The 17256-nt window shown below is 64.7% G+C and carries 11 protein-coding genes and 1 pseudogene; 7 read left to right on the forward strand and 5 right to left on the reverse strand.

The annotated features are described in order from the left end of the window. The first annotated feature begins 191 nt into the window (after nt 1-191). The 5 genes and pseudogenes from MKL01_RS06240 (at nt 192) to MKL01_RS06260 (ending at nt 5197) form a co-directional block, all read left to right on the forward strand. Nucleotides 192-2756, forward strand: a complete 2565-nt coding sequence (locus MKL01_RS06240) for a TonB-dependent receptor (protein WP_243904353.1) — start codon at nt 192-194, stop codon at nt 2754-2756. Nucleotides 2757-3364: 608 nt separating this feature from the next. After that, nucleotides 3365-4047 (forward strand): annotated as a pseudogene (locus MKL01_RS06245) (MgtC/SapB family protein). 78 nt (nt 4048-4125) lie between these two features. Further along, complete coding sequence (locus MKL01_RS06250; RefSeq protein WP_243904354.1) at nt 4126-4398, forward strand: PepSY domain-containing protein; 273 nt, start codon at nt 4126-4128, stop codon at nt 4396-4398. A 42-nt stretch (nt 4399-4440) separates the two neighbouring features. Then, the gene (locus MKL01_RS06255; protein ID WP_243904355.1) at nt 4441-4659 is read left to right on the forward strand and encodes a hypothetical protein; all 219 of its coding nucleotides are present in this window, start codon (nt 4441-4443) and stop codon (nt 4657-4659) included. A 151-nt stretch (nt 4660-4810) separates the two neighbouring features. After that, on the forward strand, nt 4811-5197 hold the full coding sequence (locus MKL01_RS06260; protein WP_409566207.1) for a transposase: 387 nt from the start codon (nt 4811-4813) through the stop codon (nt 5195-5197). 57 nt (nt 5198-5254) lie between these two features. Here MKL01_RS06260 and MKL01_RS06265 read toward each other — a convergent pair whose 3' ends face one another. The 5 genes from MKL01_RS06265 to MKL01_RS06285 all read right to left on the reverse strand — a co-directional run bounded on the left by MKL01_RS06265 (nt 5255) and on the right by MKL01_RS06285 (nt 14214). Then, entirely contained in the window at nt 5255-7498 is a 2244-nt protein-coding gene (locus MKL01_RS06265; protein ID WP_243904356.1) for a TonB-dependent siderophore receptor, read from the reverse strand. Between the two features lie 280 nt (nt 7499-7778). Continuing rightward, nucleotides 7779-9527: an ABC transporter ATP-binding protein gene (locus MKL01_RS06270; RefSeq protein WP_243904357.1), complete on the reverse strand. Its 1749-nt coding sequence runs from the start codon at nt 9525-9527 to the stop codon at nt 7779-7781. A gap of 13 nt (nt 9528-9540) precedes the next feature. Beyond that, nucleotides 9541-10293, reverse strand: coding sequence for a siderophore-iron reductase FhuF (fhuF, locus tag MKL01_RS06275; protein WP_243904358.1), 753 nt, complete (start codon nt 10291-10293; stop codon nt 9541-9543). Continuing rightward, nucleotides 10290-11477, reverse strand: a complete 1188-nt coding sequence (locus tag MKL01_RS06280) for an MFS transporter (RefSeq protein ID WP_243904359.1) — start codon at nt 11475-11477, stop codon at nt 10290-10292. Before MKL01_RS06280 ends, fhuF begins: the two co-directional genes overlap by 4 nt. Nucleotides 11478-11865: 388 nt before the next feature. Beyond that, nucleotides 11866-14214: a TonB-dependent receptor gene (locus MKL01_RS06285; protein ID WP_243904360.1), complete on the reverse strand. Its 2349-nt coding sequence runs from the start codon at nt 14212-14214 to the stop codon at nt 11866-11868. Nucleotides 14215-14467: 253 nt separating this feature from the next. Between MKL01_RS06285 and MKL01_RS06290 the strand changes: the two genes are divergently transcribed. Together MKL01_RS06290 and MKL01_RS06295 are read left to right on the forward strand one after the other, a co-directional pair. Further along, a complete protein-coding gene (locus MKL01_RS06290; RefSeq protein WP_243904361.1) occupies nt 14468-15655 on the forward strand; it encodes a PepSY-associated TM helix domain-containing protein in 1188 nt (395 codons plus the stop codon). A 17-nt stretch (nt 15656-15672) separates the two neighbouring features. Next, entirely contained in the window at nt 15673-16350 is a 678-nt protein-coding gene (locus MKL01_RS06295) for a Fe2+-dependent dioxygenase (protein WP_243904362.1), read from the forward strand. Nucleotides 16351-17256: the final 906 nt, after the last annotated feature.

The following is a 17256-nucleotide window of genomic DNA, read 5'->3' on the forward strand; positions in this document are numbered from 1 at the left end:
CGTAAGTGCCTGATAAGAATGCGTTTTTGTGTTATCGGCGCCACGTTGCCCATCAATCATGCGCGGCGCGCGCTGAGAAGGAGGAATAACAGACGCGCACATGTTGTGGTTAAGCTCCAATCACGCATGAGTGACCCTGCGCAGCCGACGTGAAGCGGCGCGTGCCTTGGGAACTTCGGTTGGGGGAAGACATGCGGGCCCTTCGTGGTAGCCTGATCGCGTCCGTGGCACTGCTGCCCGGCATCGCGCATGCTCAGCAAGCAGTGACGCTCGACGAAATCAGCGTCGTCTCGACCTCGCCGGTCGGTGCGGGCGGTGGCAATTCCAGCGCGGCTCAGAACCTTAATACACTGAGTCAGGCAATTCCGACCCTCCCGGTCGCGCCCGGCACCGTGCGGCTGCGTGGCTCCGAGCAACCGCTCAACAAGATCCCCAGCACGGTCGAGACCGTCACGGCGCGCCAGATCGACGTCGATCGCGGCACCGACAACATCCTCTCGACATTCGCTCGTCAAACGCCGGGCGTGAACCTGTCCGACTCACAGGGCAATTCGAACCGGGTCGACCTCAACTACCGCGGGTTCACCGCCTCGCCGGTGCAGGGCGTGCCGCAGGGCTTGGCCGTCTACCAGAACGGCATCCGTATCAACGAGGCGTTCGGCGACGTCGTCAACTTCGACCTGATCCCCCCGCAGGCGGTCCAGCGCATCGACGTGGTAACCGGCAACCCGGTCTTCGGCCTGAACGCCATCGGCGGCGCGGTCAACGTCCAGATGAAGAACGGCTTCACCTGGCAGGGGACCGAGATCACCGCCTTCGGAGGCTCCGATGGGCGCGTGGCCGGAAATCTCCAGTACGGCAAGATCGTCGACAACTGGAGCTTCTACTTCACCGGCGACGGCCTCAATGACCGCGGCTGGCGCTACGAGAACCCAAGCACCATCGGCCGGCTCTACGCCGACCTCGGCTATCGCACCCCGGACTCCGAGTTCCACCTGATCGGACTCGCCGCCCGCAGCTTCTACGGCGCAGCCGCCGCGACCCCGGTCGATTTCACCCACGTCGATCCGCGGGCGATCTTCACCTACCCGCAGACGCAGACGACCCAGGTCGGCTCGCTCCAGCTGACCGGCCGTGTCGACATCTCGCCGACCTGGGACCTTGCCGGCAACGCCTACTATCGGCGCTTCAGCGAGTTCTACGTCGACGGCAACGACGGCAACTTCGAGAACTGCAGCTCGCGCTCAAGCTTCCGTGGTCGGCTCTGCTTGGAGGACGATCCCTTCAACGCCTCGGCGCCCCCGACCAGCCAGGTCGCGGCCCGCAACGCCTTCTCCAATCAGTTCTTGATCCTGGGTCCGCAGAACCAGAGCTTCCCGTTCCGGTCGGGCGTCCCCTACGGCACGATTGATACCACCCGCACCGAGTCCGAGGCCTACGGCGGCTCGCTGCAGGCGGCCAACCGCGACCGCATCTTCGGCCTGGGCAACACCTTCGTGGTCGGCGGCAGCGTCGACGCGTCCGACTTCTCGTTCAAGTCGTCGAGCCAGCTTGGCTTGATCGACCCGAACCTCATGGTGTCGGTACTTCCGAACAACCCGTTCTACGGCAACGTGCCGGGCGTCGGCACACCGATGATCCGGACGGCCGGCGCGCTTGGCCTCGCCCCCAGCTCGGTCAATGGGTCGACACTGTATCTCGGCCTCTACGCCACCGACACGCTCGATCTGACCGACCGGCTTTCGCTCACTGCTGGCTTCCGCCTCAACTACGCCCGCATCCAGACGCGCGACCTCACTGGCTTCTCCCCGGACGTGACGGGCACCAACGAGTACTTCAAGGTCAACCCGCAGGCGGGCCTGACCTACCAGTTCGACCCGGCACTCAACCTGTACGGCAGCTATTCGGAGTCGAACCGTGCGCCGACCCCGCTGGAGCTGTCCTGCTCGAACCCGAACCAGCCGTGCCTGCTGCCGAACTCGCTGGTGTCCGACCCGCCGCTCAAGCAGGTCACCGGCCAGACCTATGAGGTCGGCTTTCGCGGTGTGATCCCGAACTTCATGCAGGGCGGCAACCTGACCTACAAGGCCGGCGTGTTCCGCACCGACCTGACCAACGACATCATCCAGATCGCGGTGGCCGGCAACGCGGCCCGTGCCTACTACACGAACGTGCCGTCCACCCGGCGGCAGGGCATCGAGGTCAGCGCCGAATACGTGGTCAACCCCGATCTCCTCGTCTACGCCAACTACGCCCTGATCGACGCGACCTACCAATTCAACCAGACGCTGTCCTCGCCCAACAACCCACTCTCCGACGACGGTGCGATCTTCGTCAAAAAGGGCGACAAGGTTCCCTTGGTCCCGGATCACCAGATTAAGGCGGGCTTCGAGTACAACATCACCCCGAACTGGCGCTTCGGGCTGAACGTGTCGGCTTTCTCATCGTCGTATTTTCGAGGCGACGACTCGAACCTGAACCGCAAGCTGCCGGCCTACTACGTGATGAACCTGACGACCAAGTATCAGGTCACCAAAAACCTCGAGATTTTCGGATTGATCACCAACCTGACGAACAATCGCTACGCCAACTTCGGCACGTTCGTGGAGCCGGGCGCAGTCGCCGGAAACCTGTCGATCAACGACCCGCGGACGACCACGCTGGCGCAGCCGCTCTCGATCTATGCCGGCCTCACCTACCGGTTCGGGGCCGACCCGGTGCCGATGGCGCCGGAGCCGATCATCCGGAAGTACTGACCTCCTCAACCCAGTGCGACGGAAACTGAAGGAGCCGCTACGTGCGACTCCATTTTTGTTAGGGTGGTGACCTGCGATGAGCCCACGATCTTAGTGACTACAATAGCCAGAATTTGAATGGGACAAGAGCAACTGAGTATTCAGCAACGAATGATGTTTTTACGGTGCGAGGCATCGGATGGACACATACCCATACGATGCTTCGAACTTAGAACACTGCACTGCTTGCTTGATCGCGACCTAGTTTGGCGGGATTAAGATCGTTGACTACTTACAAACTTCGGTCGCGCCGTGCTCGATAAGCTAAGACAGAGGGCAGAGCGGCGGCAATTTGCGGGCGGACAGATTTGTTCATCGGCAAGCAAGACTCCCTGACATGGGTTGCGCGGCCGAGCCTGCCGGCGGCAGCCTTCATGGCTGATATCCTCCCGACTTAGCCGGTGCAGATCCTGAGGCAGGCATGGGTGGAGTATCAGGCGGAAGGAACGGACCGGCATCCTGCACCAGCGGAGTAGCAGCCGGGTGAGGCAAGGCAACCATGCCATCACGGCTCATCTGGCGTGGCGAACCTCTCGACCAGCGAGTGCCAGTTGAGCCATGTTCGAGCCATGCTGAGCAACATCGAGATCCTCGCGCGGCTTGCCCTGGCTGCCGTGCTGAGTGGACTGATCGGCGCGAGCGCGAGCGCCCGCTCTGGGCCGCCGGCCTGCGCACCCACATGCTCGTCGGCGTCGGCGCCTGCCTGATCATGATCGTCTCGGCTTTCGGCTCCAGCAACGTACTCGGCGCCAAGAACGTCGTGCTCGATCCCTCCCGGATCGCTGCTCAGGTCGTCTCCGGTATCGGCTTCCTCGGCGCCGGCACGATCTTGCTGCGCGGCGAAGTCGTGAAGGGCCTCACTACGGCAGCGAGCCTCTGGGCGGTGGCAGCCATCGGCCTCGCGATCGGCAGCGGGCTCTACGCGGCCGCTATCGCAACAACGGTCATTCTAATCGTGATCCTGGTAGGTCTGAAGCCGCTACAGGAGCGGTACCACGACCGCCTGCCGGTCCGGCCGCTGCGGGTGCTGGCCGAGCCCGGTTGCATGTCCTTCGACGCCCTGCAGGACATTGCTGGCCCACGTGCCTCGCGCATCCGCCAGTTCGTTGTGCAACGCGCCGCCGATCCTACGCAGGACGAGGTCCTGATCGCGTTCGCACGGCTTCCGCAGCAAGCCGTGGCCGAGATCGCAAACCGCCTGCGAAGCCGCCCGGGCGTCGTCAACTTCGAGGCCGTGGACGGCCGGCTCTGACCGCCATCCACGGCGATCGCCGCGCAACTGCTCCACACGCCACCCGTTGTCAGACACAATCAGAAACGGAGGCGGCTAATGAAGCGGACGGCACTCATCCCCTATGCCCTGGTGGCGACCCTCGGGCTCGTAGGCCCATCTTTGGCGAAGGAGGACAAGCCCGGACCGGACTGGATGACGGCCGAGCAGGTCAATCAGAGGCTTATGGATGCGGGCTACTCCAGCATCACCGAACTGGAGGCCGACGACGGCCACTGGGAAGGTGAGGGCGTGAAGAACGGCGTGAAGATGGAGTTTCACGTCGATCCGAAGACCGGCGCCATCACGAAGGAGAAGCCCGACAAGGATTGACTCGATGAGTGACGCCGATTGCCGGGGGATCGAACTAAGTCGGTGACCAAGCGGGTGAAGCGCACGGCCTACCTGATCGCGGTACATCAGAGGCGCGAAGCTGTGCGCGTCTACGCCGTGCTCGCCCAGTCAGTCGCAGTGGCTCTGGCGCGGGTCGGCGAACTGGCGACGGACGACATGCAGGTGGAGGTGGTGGGCTCACTCGTGCGTGACATCGTCCGAAGCCTCGGCCTCAAGCCCGACGAGATGCGGCTCGTGTGAGAGAGCTATCGCGACGCTCTGCCCCGTCCGTCGCAGGATGCTCGCCGAGCGGCCATCACGGCTCGCCCCGGCCTCGCGCGCCGACATTCGCCATTGCCACTTGATTGGAGCCGTTCTAACTCACACGGGTCTCGTTAGAACGCTTGACCACATGCTCGATCAGGATGGCTTGTTCTGGCTCAGTGACGCGCAATGGGCGGTCATCGCTCCCCATCTACCCGCCAATCCCGAAAGTCGCAGCGACGATCGACATGCGCTGTCCGGCATCATCCATGTCTCACTCAGCGGATGTCGCTGGCCGGATTGCCCGAAGATCTATGGCTCGCCCGGCGGCATCTATCAGCGCTTCAGCCACTGGCGTCACCGCCCGTTCTGGTCGGCCATGCTGAAGGCGTTGTCCAACGCCGGGTGGACGGAGGAGGCTCGTGCCCTCGACCCCGTCGCAATGGCACGAGCGCGAACCCGGCGTCGGGGGCTCAGGATCGACCGCAACTGGCGCCCGCACAGCCGAACAGGCACTCGATCCGTCGGCGATTAGCTTCGCTCGTGCTGTGGCGGCTTGATGATCCGGTTCAGGCTCGACCGTTAGGCTGTATCACCACTTGTAGCTGACCTTCGCTAGCACCCGCCGGGCATCGCCGTAGAAGCAGGAATTCTCCGCCTGGCAGGACGAGACGAAGCGTCGGTCGGCGAGGTTGGTCGCATTCACCTGAAAGCGCCAGTTCTGGTAGTCGTAGTGCACCTGCGCGTCGAACAGGACGTAGTCGGGCAGGCGCAGGGTGTTGGCGACGTCGGCGAAGGAGCGTCCGACGTAGCGCACGCCGCCGCCGAAGCCAAAGCCGCGCCACTCGCCGGTCGGGATCGTGTAGTCGAAGAACAGGTTTGCGAGGTTCTCCGGGGTGTTGACCGGCACCCGCCCGATCTGGTCGGCGTTGCCGCGCACGGTGTTGATCCCGAAGACCGTGTAGGAGGCCACGACGTTGAGGCCATCGAACAGGTTGGCGACGAGCTGCGACTCGAAGCCCGTGGAGCGTACCTCGCCGAGTTGCTGCTGGAACAGTGTGTTCGCCGGGTTGGGGGTCTGCACGTTGTTGCGGTGGATGTCGAAGCCGGCAAACGTCAGGAAGTAGCCCTGGCCGGGCGGCTCGAACTTGACGCCGCCCTCAATCTGATCGCCCGTCTCCGGCTTGAAGGTTTGGCCGTTGATGTCGGTGCCGATCAGCGGCTGGAACGATGTCGCGTACATGACGTAGGGCGCGAGGCCGAAGTCGAAATTGTAGATCGCCGCTGCCCGATAGGTGAAGGCGCTGTCATTGCGGCCGTTGGTGTTCGACGGCGTCAGGCGATCGTAGACGGTGTTCTGGACGAAATCCTGGCGGCCGCCGAGGATCAGGGTCAGCTCCGGCGTGATCTTGATCTGATCCTGAAAGTAGAGGCCGACTTGCTGGAACGAGTCCGCCTGGATCAGGTAGGGCGAGGCCGAGACCGTCTGCGGGCCGTAGATCGGCGCGAGGATGTTCAGGTTCGGGCCCGGGAAGCCCGAGGCTTGGTTGTCGTGGATCTGGAAGTTCCGGTACTCCACGCCCATCAGGAAGTCGTGGCGGAAGAACCCGTCGGAGAACTTGGCCTCGGCCTGGGTGTCGACGTCGAGCTGCGCGATCTTGGCGTGATCCCGAAACAGGTAGCGAGCGAGCTGGGTCTGGAGCGGATCGGCATAGCCGAGCTGACCGATATAAGAGTTCTGGAAGCTCTCGGTGACCCCGTAGCGGGCGTTCTGGCGCACCGCCCAGGTGTCGTCGAAGACGTGCTCGAACTCGTAGCCGATGTAGGCCTGGTCGCGCTGGAAGGTGTTGAAGCCGGCGTCGCCGACGTTGAGCGAGCGCGGGATGCGCAGGCCCTCAGCTTGCGGTCGAACGGTGCCGTAATAGGGCAGGAAGTTCGAGGTCACCGCCGTGTTGTCGTGCTGGAAGCTCGACAGGATCGTGAACTTGGTCGAGCCGTCCGGCTTATAGGTGAAGGCCGGGGCGATGTAGTAGCTGTCGTCCGGCGCGCCCTGGACCTGGGTGCCGCCGTTGCGGGCGTAGCCGGTCAGGCGGGTGAACCAGTGGCCCTCCGCGTCGGCCGGGCCGCCGACGTCGAAGGCGGCGTAGCGCTGGTCGAAAGAGCCGCCGCCGACCTCAATGTAGCCAAACGGGTTCTCGGTCGGACGCTTGCTGATCTGGTTGATCAGGCCGCCGGGATTGCCGGCGCCGAACAGCACCGCGGAGGGGCCGCGCAGCACCTCGACGCGCTCCAGCCCGAACGTGTCGACCCGGCTGTAGGCGAAGCCGTAGTTCAGGAGCTGTAGGCCGTCCCGGTAGAGACCGTAGTCGCTCGCCACGAAGCCACGCAGCTGGAAATAGTCGATACGCGTGTCGGCGCCGAAGGTGCCCGCGTAGGTGCCGGCGACGTATTGTGTCGCCTGCTGCAGGGTCTGGGCGTTCTGCGTGTCGAGCTGCTGGCGGCCCACCACGCTGATCGATTGTGGCGTCTCGATCAGCGGGGTGTTGGTCTTAGTCGCGGTCGCCGAGCGTCGGGCCACGTAGCCATCGATTGGCCCAGTCGGACTCTCCACCGCCCGCGAGGCCGCTCCGACCCGGGCCGCAGCGACCGGTCCGCCGCCGCCCTGGCTTTCGACGCTGAGTTCTTCAAGCTGCACGCTGCTCTCGGCGGGAGGATTTGAACCACCACGGCGCGGCTGCGTCGCCTCTTGAGCCTGCGCGGCCTGCATCGCCATCAGCGATGCACCGGCGAGGACGAGGGCCCGCACGGTGCTGGGGCGAGGAGAAGAGGTAATCATACTACGCAAGCCCCGAGCCCAATTCAGGCAGCCGCCCGCGATCGCCGCAGAGAGGTGCGACGGGGCCGCCGTGTGATTTAGAATAATGCTAAACTACTGTTTTGGCTAATTTTTCTGCCCCACCGATACGGTGAAGGTTGATGCCGAACAAGCCGCTCAAATTAGAACGATGGGGGTTGTGGCGCGCAGGTGACAGCAGCGTATCGGCCGAAAATAATCGGCAATGCGGCCTCAGGTGAGGCTGGGCTTTGCACCGGAACCTGAGCCTTGGAGCGGATCTTCATTCAGCTGCTGCGGGAGCCTCATCGTCGCCAGCGCCGCCGAATTGAGCCACGTGCAAGCGGCGGTAGGCACCGTCGGCGGCAAGCAGCGCGGCATGCCGCCCTTGTTCGACGACGCCGTCCTCGCCCAGAACCACGATGCGGTCGGCGTTGCGGATGGTCGCTAGCCGGTGGGCGATGACGAGAGTGGTGCGACCCCGCGCGAGTTCGGCGAGCGCCTGCTGGATCTCTCGCTCCGTCTGCGTGTCGAGAGCCGAAGTCGCCTCGTCGAGGATCAAGATCGGCGGGTTTTTGAGGAACACCCGCGCGATGGCGATGCGTTGCTTCTGCCCCCCCGACAGTCGGACGCCGCGCTCCCCCACCACCGTGTCGAGCCCGTCGGGCAGGGCGTCGATGAGCGATCCGAGCCGCGCGCGGCGTGCGGCCTGATCGATCTCGGCTTCGGTCGCGTCGAGGCGGCCGTAGGCGATGTTTTCACGCATCGTACCGGCGAACAGGAACACGTCCTGTTGCACGATGCCAATCTGCCGCCGCAGGGACGCCAGAGTGAGGTCGCGCACGTCGATGCCGTCGATCGTCACCCGCCCCGCCTCGACCTCGTAGAAGCGCGGTAGCAGCGCACAGAGCGTCGTCTTGCCCACCCCAGATGGGCCGACGAACGCGATGGTCTCGCCGGCCGTGATCGTCAGGTCGAGGCCAACGAAGATCGGTCGGGCTCGGTCGTAACTAAAACTGACCCCCTCGAAGCGGATGTCGCCGCGCAGGACCCGCGCCTCGACGGCATCGGGACGGTCGACGATGTCGGGCGCGGTGACGAGAAGGTCCTGATAGCGGCGGAAGCCCGCCACGCCCTTCGGGTAGGTCTCCACTACGGCTCCGATTTTCTCCAGCGGGCGGTAGAAAACTCCGACCAGTAGGAGGAAGCCGACGAACCCGCCGGCCGAGAGGGCACCCCGAACCACGAAAGCCGCGCCTCCGACCAGCACCGCGATCTGGACCAGGCGCAGGCCGAGGTAGTTGATCGACAGCCCCGCCGCCATGAGTCGATAGGCTTCGAGCTTGGTGTCGCGGTAACGGGCATTATCGCGGGCGAACAAAGCGCGCTCGTGCGGCTCGTTGGCGAACGCCTGTACGACCCGCATGCCGCCGACATTTTCTTCGATCCGCGCGTTGAAGGCGCCGACCCGGCCATACTGCGCTTGCCAGTTCCGGGTCATACGGCCGCCGTAGCGGATAGATACGAACGCGATCAGCGGCAGGATCGCCGCCGTGATCAACGCCAGCGGCGCGTGGACGGTGAGCATGAGCGCGAAGGCGCCGAGCAGCGTCATCACCGCGATGAAAAGGTCCTCGGGCCCATGGTGGGCAACCTCACCAATCTCCTCCAGGTCCTTAGTCACCCGCGCGACGAGGTGGCCGGTCTTCTGGCCGTCGTAGAAGCGGAACGAGAGCTTCTGCAGGTGGTCGAAAGCCCGCGCCCGCATCGTGGTCTCGATGTTGATGCCGAGCACGTGGCCCCAGTAGGTCACCACCACCATCAGCGCGGCATTGGCGACGTAGACCAGCGTGAGGCCTGCCGCCGCGAGGAGGATCAAGCCCCAGTCCTGTCGGGGCAGCAGCGAGTCGATGAAGCCCTTTACGGCGATGGGGAAGCCGAGTTCCAGGAGCCCTGACAGCACCGCGCAGCCGAAATCGACCAGGAACAGCGTCCGATACGGCCGGTAATAGGTGAGGAAGGCCTTCAGCATCGCGCGGCTCGGATCAGCGTTGGGCGGTGCAGGCGACGGGGCAGAGCGCCCCGCAGGACGGCACCCCCGGCAGACGGTGGCGCAGGCAGCAGACGCGCCGCCGCCGACAGCCCGACGCCGCCGGGCACAGCGCCTGCGCCAAGGGGCTCCTAGCGCAGCCCGGGCCGGCACGCCATCCGAGGCAGGCCGCGACGTCTTCACAAGCGGAGGCACAGTTGGGAGCCATGCCGGCCCCCTGCCCATCCCCGGGCAGAGTCCCGAGTTCCTGGGCGACGTAGTCGAGGATTACCGCGGCGTTGCCCCAAAGGATCCGGGGCGCGATCCCGCAGCGGGCGTGGCACAGCTCCACGAACGGGCGCAGGTGCGCCTCCACGAGCCCAGAGAGTCCGGGGGCCGGGCAGGCCGCGCAGCCGAGCCTGCCGGCGGGGATGTAAAAGCGGCACGGGCGCCCAGACGTGTCGATCTCAAGACTCACCGCGTCGAAGGCGAGCGGCAGCGGTCGGCCGAGGCGGATCAGGGCAGTCAGTGCCGGCGTCGCGAGGGCTGCGAGGTAGAATTGGCTCCAGTACGAGACCCGGATCCGTGGGTCCGCGATCTGGAACTCCGCGCCGAACCCAGCCCCGAAGGCCGCGAGCGTCGCATCGAACACAGCCGCGTCGCGCAGGGCGCCGAGGGGCAGCGCCCCCGGGCCGCCTTGACCCTCAGCGACGCCGTTTCGATAGGTTGCGAGCGAGTCGGGCACCTTCGCGGCGACCTCGGCGATCATAGCGCCGCCCCGTCGGCCCGCAGTGTCCGGCTCACCGCGATAGCGAGCCACGCTGCCGCGGCGGCGTAGAGCGGCAGGGTGGCGGTGAAGTAGCCTGGCCAGCCGATCCAGCCGGCGAGCGCCGGGGCGGCGACCCGCAGCGGCATGGCGGCGAAGAAGGCCGCCCCGAACAGCAGCGCGTAGTCGGTGGCAGGCTTCGGCCCCTGCGCCCAGCGGTAGATCATGTTGAACACCGGCACCCCGAGGAAGCCGCCTGCGACGAAGCTCAGCACGGTGGCGGCAATCCCGAGCCCCGCCGACCCGACCGCGCAGGCTCCGGCCATCAGGCCCCCGGAGGCGAAAACACCGACGGCGCCGCCAGCGATCAGTCGGACCGCGCCGAACCGCGCGGCCAACCCGCCCGCCGCCACCGCCATGACCAGGTTGACCCCCGGCAGCACGGTGCCGGTCAGGAACCCGACCTGCCCGAGCGACACGCCGAGATCGAGGAGCGCCAGGGTGTTGGGTCCGGCCAGCAGGTAGGAGGCGGCGAAGTAAGCCCCGAGGACGAGCACCCGTCCCGCCAGAGTGCGCAGCCGCGCCAGCCCCCCCGACCATCGCTCCGGGCCGCCCGCCACCCCGTGGAGGCGCGCTTCCGGGTAGCCCAGGATCGGCAGCAGGCAGAGGGCGTCGAGGGCCGCGCAGGCCAGGGCCGCCCTACGCCAGCCGAGGCTGTCGTAGGAGCCAACCAGCACGCCGACACCCAGGATGCCCCCCAACGAGGCCCCGCACAGCTTGGCCGAGGCCACAAAGGCGCGCTGCACCGCCGGCACGGTCTCGACCACCAGAGCTTCGAGAGCGATGTCCATGGTCGCCACACAGGCGCAGGCGGCCACCGCCAGGGCGAGGAGTACCGGGAGTGGCCAGTGCGCGCCGAAACTCAAGGTGGTCAGCAGGAGGATCGTCGTCGCCTGGGCCGCCGCGATCCAGCCGACCCGATGCGCGAGGACCGGCAGGCGGAGCCGGTCGAGCAACGGCGCCCACAGGAAGGTGAGCCCGACCGGCAGGTTGATGAGCTGCAGTAGCCCGACCTCGGCCAGCCCCACGCCCCGGGCCCGCAGGATCAGCGGCGCGCCGCCCGAAAGGAAGCCGAGCGTCGCTCCGAAGGTCATGTACAGGCAGAAGAATGGTGCGAGCGGGCGCATCCCGGATAGGGAACCGCCGATGCGTACAATGAGCCGTCTGACGGCAGACTGGGTTACCGCATGCGACATCTAAGGCTCCAGCGCGACACAGAGCCCTCCCATCGCACTCGGCGAACCAACGATCCCGAGCCATTCAAATAGTGGTAGTTCATAATCAACCTAATTCTTTATTTTACTTTAGATTTCCATAGATAGATCGCGAAGTCGGCCCAAATCAAGCCACCAAGGTAGATATAGCAAGAACGACGGATATTCGGATCCAGATCAGGTCTAGCTGCATTCTGAAAGGCTGAGCCTGCTCCGCTTGTAATCTCGCCAACAGAGGCATGCCGTCCGGCTGTGTGATCACGTCGGCATCGCTCCATTGATCCGGAGAGGTTGAACGCGCTCAGAACGTCAGGCGTGCTGTCAGCACGAAGGTCCGACCTGGACCGGGCGTGGCCGAGCCGTAACCGGAGACGGTCTCGAAGTTCTTGGTATTAGCGATGTTATAGACGTTGAGCTGCAACGCCGCGTTTTCGGTAAGCCGATAACTGGCCAGTGCGTCGAACCGCCAATAGCCAGGCACGAGGGCGGTGTTCGCCGAACTGGTGAAGCGCTCGCCCACATAGTACGCGCTCCCGCCGACCGTCAGACCGGGCAAGACCAGGTAGGTGCTGGTGAGCGCGAACGTGTTATGCGGCGTGTTGGCCAGGATGTTGCCCGGCGTCGACACGAAGGCACCCGTGGTATTCTGGGCGCTCTTCAAGACGCGGCCGTCCAGATAGGTGTAGCCGCCGAACACACTCCACGCGTCCGTGATCTTGCCGGCAACGCCAAACTCGAAGCCCTTGACCCGCGTGGTACCAACTTCGGAGTAGATCCCGTTCGTTGAGTCGACCGCCTCGATCGCGTTCTGCTGCGTGATTTGAAACACCGCCCCCGTTAGACTGAGCTGACTGTCGAACAGATCATACTTGGCGCCGGCCTCGTAGGTTTCGTTGGTGGTCGGCTTGAGGTTCTGTTGACCACCGGTGATCGTTAGGTACTCGCTCGATGGGTCAAACGAGGTTCCGTACATGAAGTAGACGCTGGCGTTGTCGACCGGGTGGACAACTGCACCCGTCCGCCAGCTGACGAACTGCACCTTGTTGACAACGTTGTACGGCGTTGTCGCGTTCACTGGGCCTGTCTGGATATAAGACGGCGTCAGGACCGAGGCCGCGTGCTGATGGACCGTGAGATCGTCGTACCGGAGACCGCCCATCAACTCCAAGTAGCGATTGATTTTGACCTGATCGCTCGCATAGACGCCGACCGTATTGCCGACGTCGTAGGTGTCCGTACTGATGGTTGGAACGACACCTGGACTGGTCGGGTAGGGATTGGGCAAACCGACGTTGACGCGCGAACCGCCCGTGATGTTGGTCCGGTACTGATCGCGGGTCTCCTGGCTGAGCTCGATCCCGCTCAGTAGCGTGTGCTGAAGGCCGAACGTATCAACGTGCCCGACCAGATCGGTCTGGTTCGTGAACAGCGTGTTGACGGTGTGGTTCTGGAAGTCGTTCGTGTTGTTCACGTACAGGCTTCCTAGTGGACGCGCGAACAAGGCCGCACTCGAAAGCGCCGCTCCGCCGGTAGCCTGCCCGTAGAGGTTCGTCGCGTTGACTTGAACACCGCGGACACGCACGAACCGGTCGATTAGCGAGTAGCGCGTGGTGTTGGTGATATTCCAGTTTTGATCGAAGGTGTGCTTGTACTGCAGGGTGCCGATATGGGCGTCGACCTGCTCAGTGTCGGACAAGCCCGGGCTGAGCCGGCCGAAGTAGGTGTTCTTCGAGACCGGTGCCGGCTGCCCGTAATACGTCCCAAAGTAACCGCCCGGCAGGATCGGGATGCCGTAATCCGGGATGTTGTTGTCCTTCTGGTAGATGTAGCTGACCGTCACTTGATCGTCCGGCGTCAGGTTGGCCCGGATCGAGGGCGCGACGCCGAAGCGCGTGGTGTTGATGTGGTCGCGGCCGGCGACATCCGTGTCGTTGGCGAGGAACGCCAGACGGACGGCCGAGTCGCCCAGGACCTGGTTGATGTCGCCGGTGACGCGCGCGCCCGGGGCGCTGTAGCTCGACGCGTCGATCTGGACCTTGTCGGCGGCGAAGAACGGCAGCTTGCTGGTGACGTTGACGACGCCGCCAGTCGAGCCGCGCCCGAACAAGAACGAGGAAGGCCCCTTCAGCACCTCGACGCTCTCGATGCTGAAGGTGTCCCGCGTATACCAGCCAGGGTCGCGGACGCCGTCACGATAGAAGTCGTTGCGGGCCGAGTAGCCGCGGATGTTGATGTTGTCGCCCTGCGTGCCGCCCTCGCCGCCGAACATGGTGATGCCGGGCACGTTGCGTAGCGTCTCGACGAGCGTCGAGTCGCGCTGATCCTGAATGAGTTGCTGCGGGACGACCGTGATGGTCTGAGGGGTGTCGAGGATCGGGGTCGGTAGCCGCTGAAGCTGAAGCTGCCGGGGATTGTACGGCGAGCCCGTGGGTGGTCCCGACGTGGTGACGTCGAGTTGGTCCATGACGATCGAGATGGCCTCTTGCCCTGCGGCCGGCGCGGCGACGAAGGCCAGCGAGGCTGCGCCGAACGCGGCCTGCGAAAGGCGGGTCAATCCGGCTGCGCGAGGGCTGGATCCGTTGTCGAATGAGGGGCCAAACCCATCATCGGCGGCCGAGAAAAGTTCGGCGATCAGTTCCTGCTTCTTCATAACAGTTCTAGAATGCCTGCACCGTACGTATCTGCCGGGTATCTTAATCCGCATTCTAATATCAATCGGAATCTGTGTGCCCGAAATATTTTGCTGTTATTTCTTGATTATAATAATTTAAAACTGATGATATACTGGATAAATTCTAAGCTAGCCGAATTGCTTTCGATGCGGTCTTGAACCAAGACCGGCCGGCGGTGGCTGAGCGGGCATGAGACCGATGGCGTTTGAACGACTCCCTTCCGGGCGCACGATGTTCCGCAAGGTGCATCTGTGGCTCGGGATCGGCTTGGCGCTCCTGATCGTGCCGATCACGCTCACCGGCCTGGTCCTCGTGTTCGATGACGAGATCGACGAGGTCCTCAATCCCAGCCTCTACGCGACCACCGGCACGGCCGTGGCACGTCCCGCGGACGAGTACATGCAGAGCGCAAGCGAGGCCGTCGGCGGCCGAGCTGCGATGCTGCGCTGGCCGAACGGAGAAGGCAGGCCGGTTACCGTCATGGTCCGCCTCCAACCCCCACTATCCCCGGCTGAGCGCAAGCCGGACGGTGAGCGTGCCACCGACCGGAGCGGCCGGCCCGAGGGCCAGGCCGGCAATAGGCGGCCGCCCAGCCGTCTCGTCTATCTCGACCCACCGACCGGCGCGGTGCTCGGTATAAAGGACTTCCGTAATTCGTTGATCGGGCAAGTCCACGTCTTCCACGAGAACCTCATGGTTCCGGAATACTCCGGCCGCGCCATCGTCGGCTGGATGGGCGTCGCGCTGCTCCTACTGTCGTTGACCGGGCTGGTCCTCTGGCTGCCACGCAACGCGCGCCTCGTGCGCGCCTTCGCCTGGCGCCGGGGCCCAACGACGAGCATCAACCTGCATCACCTCGCGGGCTTCTGGATCTCGATCCCCTTGGGGTTGATGGCGCTCACCGGCATCGTGCTGGCCTTCCCGCCGCAGGCGAGCGCCGTGCTGAACGCGCTCGACACGCCGCAGCCACCTGTTAGGCGCGCCGGCGCCGATCCACTCATGCCACACCCGGCACTCACGGCGGAACGGGCCCTTGAGATCGGGAAGGACGCTGCCGAACCTGAGACACCGCGGATGCTCGCTGCGCCCAGCATAACCACGAGGGCGTGGCGCTTGGAGGTCGAGGCCCCAGATGGTACGCGGCACTCGATCAGCATCGACGACGCGACCGGGCAAGCGACACTGGAACAACCGCCGCGCCGTGGGGATGCCATAGGCACCTGGATGCGGCGCGTGCATGAGGGCCGCTCACACGGCCCGGTCTGGGCGACGCTGGCGGGCCTCTGCGGGGCCCTGCCGACGCTCCTGGCGATCACCGGCGTGCTGATGTGGTTGCGGAAGCGGCGGAACAATGCGGCGCTGCGGGGCGGCACCTCCGCATTGCCTAACCCGCGTTTGATGTCCGCCGAGAACGCCTAGCCAAACGGACCCATCTCATGCTCGTACATATCCCGCAGGTGCTCAGCGCAGATCAGGTCGCCCGCTGCCGTGCGATCATGGATCGTGCTGCCTGGACCGACGGTCGAGTCACCGCCGGGTTCCAGTCGGCGCAGGTCAAGAAGAACCTTCAGCTGCCGGAGGGCACTCCAGAGGCTCGCGAGCTCGGCGACATGGTCCTGCTCGCGCTCAAGCGCAGCCCGCTGTTCCTCTCGGCCGCGCTGCCGCACACCGTGTTCCCGCCTCTGTTCAACCGGTACGACGCCGGCATGACTTTCGGCGCACACATCGACAACGCCATCCGGCAGTCGCTGGATGGCCAGCGCATCCGGACCGACATCTCGGCGACGCTGTTCCTCAGTGGGGCGGATGAGTACGACGGTGGCGAGCTGACGGTCGAGGACACCTACGGCAGCCACGCCGTCAAACTGCCGGCAGGTGACTTGATCATCTACCCGGCCGACAGCTTGCACAACGTTACGCCGATCACGCGCGGCTCACGGGTGGCCTCCTTCTTCTGGATCCAGAGCCTGATCCGCGACCGGACGCGCCGGGCCCTGCTGTTTGACCTCGACACTTCGATCCGGCATCTGACCCGCGACGTACCGGGACACGAGGCGCTGGTGTCTCTGACGGGGACCTATCACAACCTGCTTCGGCAATGGGCCGAGACATGACGTGCTCCGTCTATGCGCTCAGCCGTTGTCGCAGCCGGCTGCACATCAGCATGCTCCATTCGAGTATTTGCCCTTCCGCGAGCAAGGCGTCGCCGCTTCACTTACGGCAGTCCCAGTAAGCTGCGGGCGACTGTCGGCGGCTGGATCGAAGCGCCTACGTCCGCTTCGGCAGTTGAGCGCGTACGGTCGGAGTCTCCGCGCTGGACGCGGAGCCGAAGGTCTGCTTCCGGGCGGCAAGCCAACTTCCATTTGCCTCCCATTGCAGCCATCAGTGTGGTTCGTTTTGTGTATGCGGACGGGAACCGGCACTGTTGGTTCGTTATGGGTGCTCCTTAAACGAACCAGTCTGACAGCCACTTCCGACCCATACCAGCCGCCCAGGTCGCTGCCAGCGCTTCTTAGAAGCCGCCATTAGTCGGCCATCCAGCAACTTCGGCTCAGGGCGGGAAGTCGTGACTTAAGACCCAACTCGTGCTGGAAGGAACTCAATCTTCCATGCGAGCTGGGCCTCATAATGCAATAGCCGCCGGAAGAGATCAGGCGGATGCCGCTGACAGGTCAAACACATCGGAGAACGTCAAATTCGTTGGGGTAGTCCACGCAGCAGCCCGTGACCATTGTGATATGGACGGCGCAGTAAGCGCCTCTGTGGCCCTCGCCTCGACGCGGAAGTCTGCTGCCCTGAGCGCACCCCGGCCCTTGAGGAAGAAGCCGAAGTGCAGCGAGATCGCATCGGCCGGAACGTTCACCACAACTCGGCGCTCGACCTGACCTGACCGGTATTTTGGACCGAGCCGATTGAGAGGCTACTGCATGGTGGCGGCGATGGGTAGCCGGAAGGCCAGATCCGGGTAGCTGACAGGCGCGGGCGGCCGATAGCCCAGGGACGAATGCGGCCGGACGCGG

Origin of the sequence: Methylobacterium sp. J-070, assembly GCF_022829385.1 — a bacterium.
GTDB lineage: Bacteria > Pseudomonadota > Alphaproteobacteria > Rhizobiales > Beijerinckiaceae > Methylobacterium.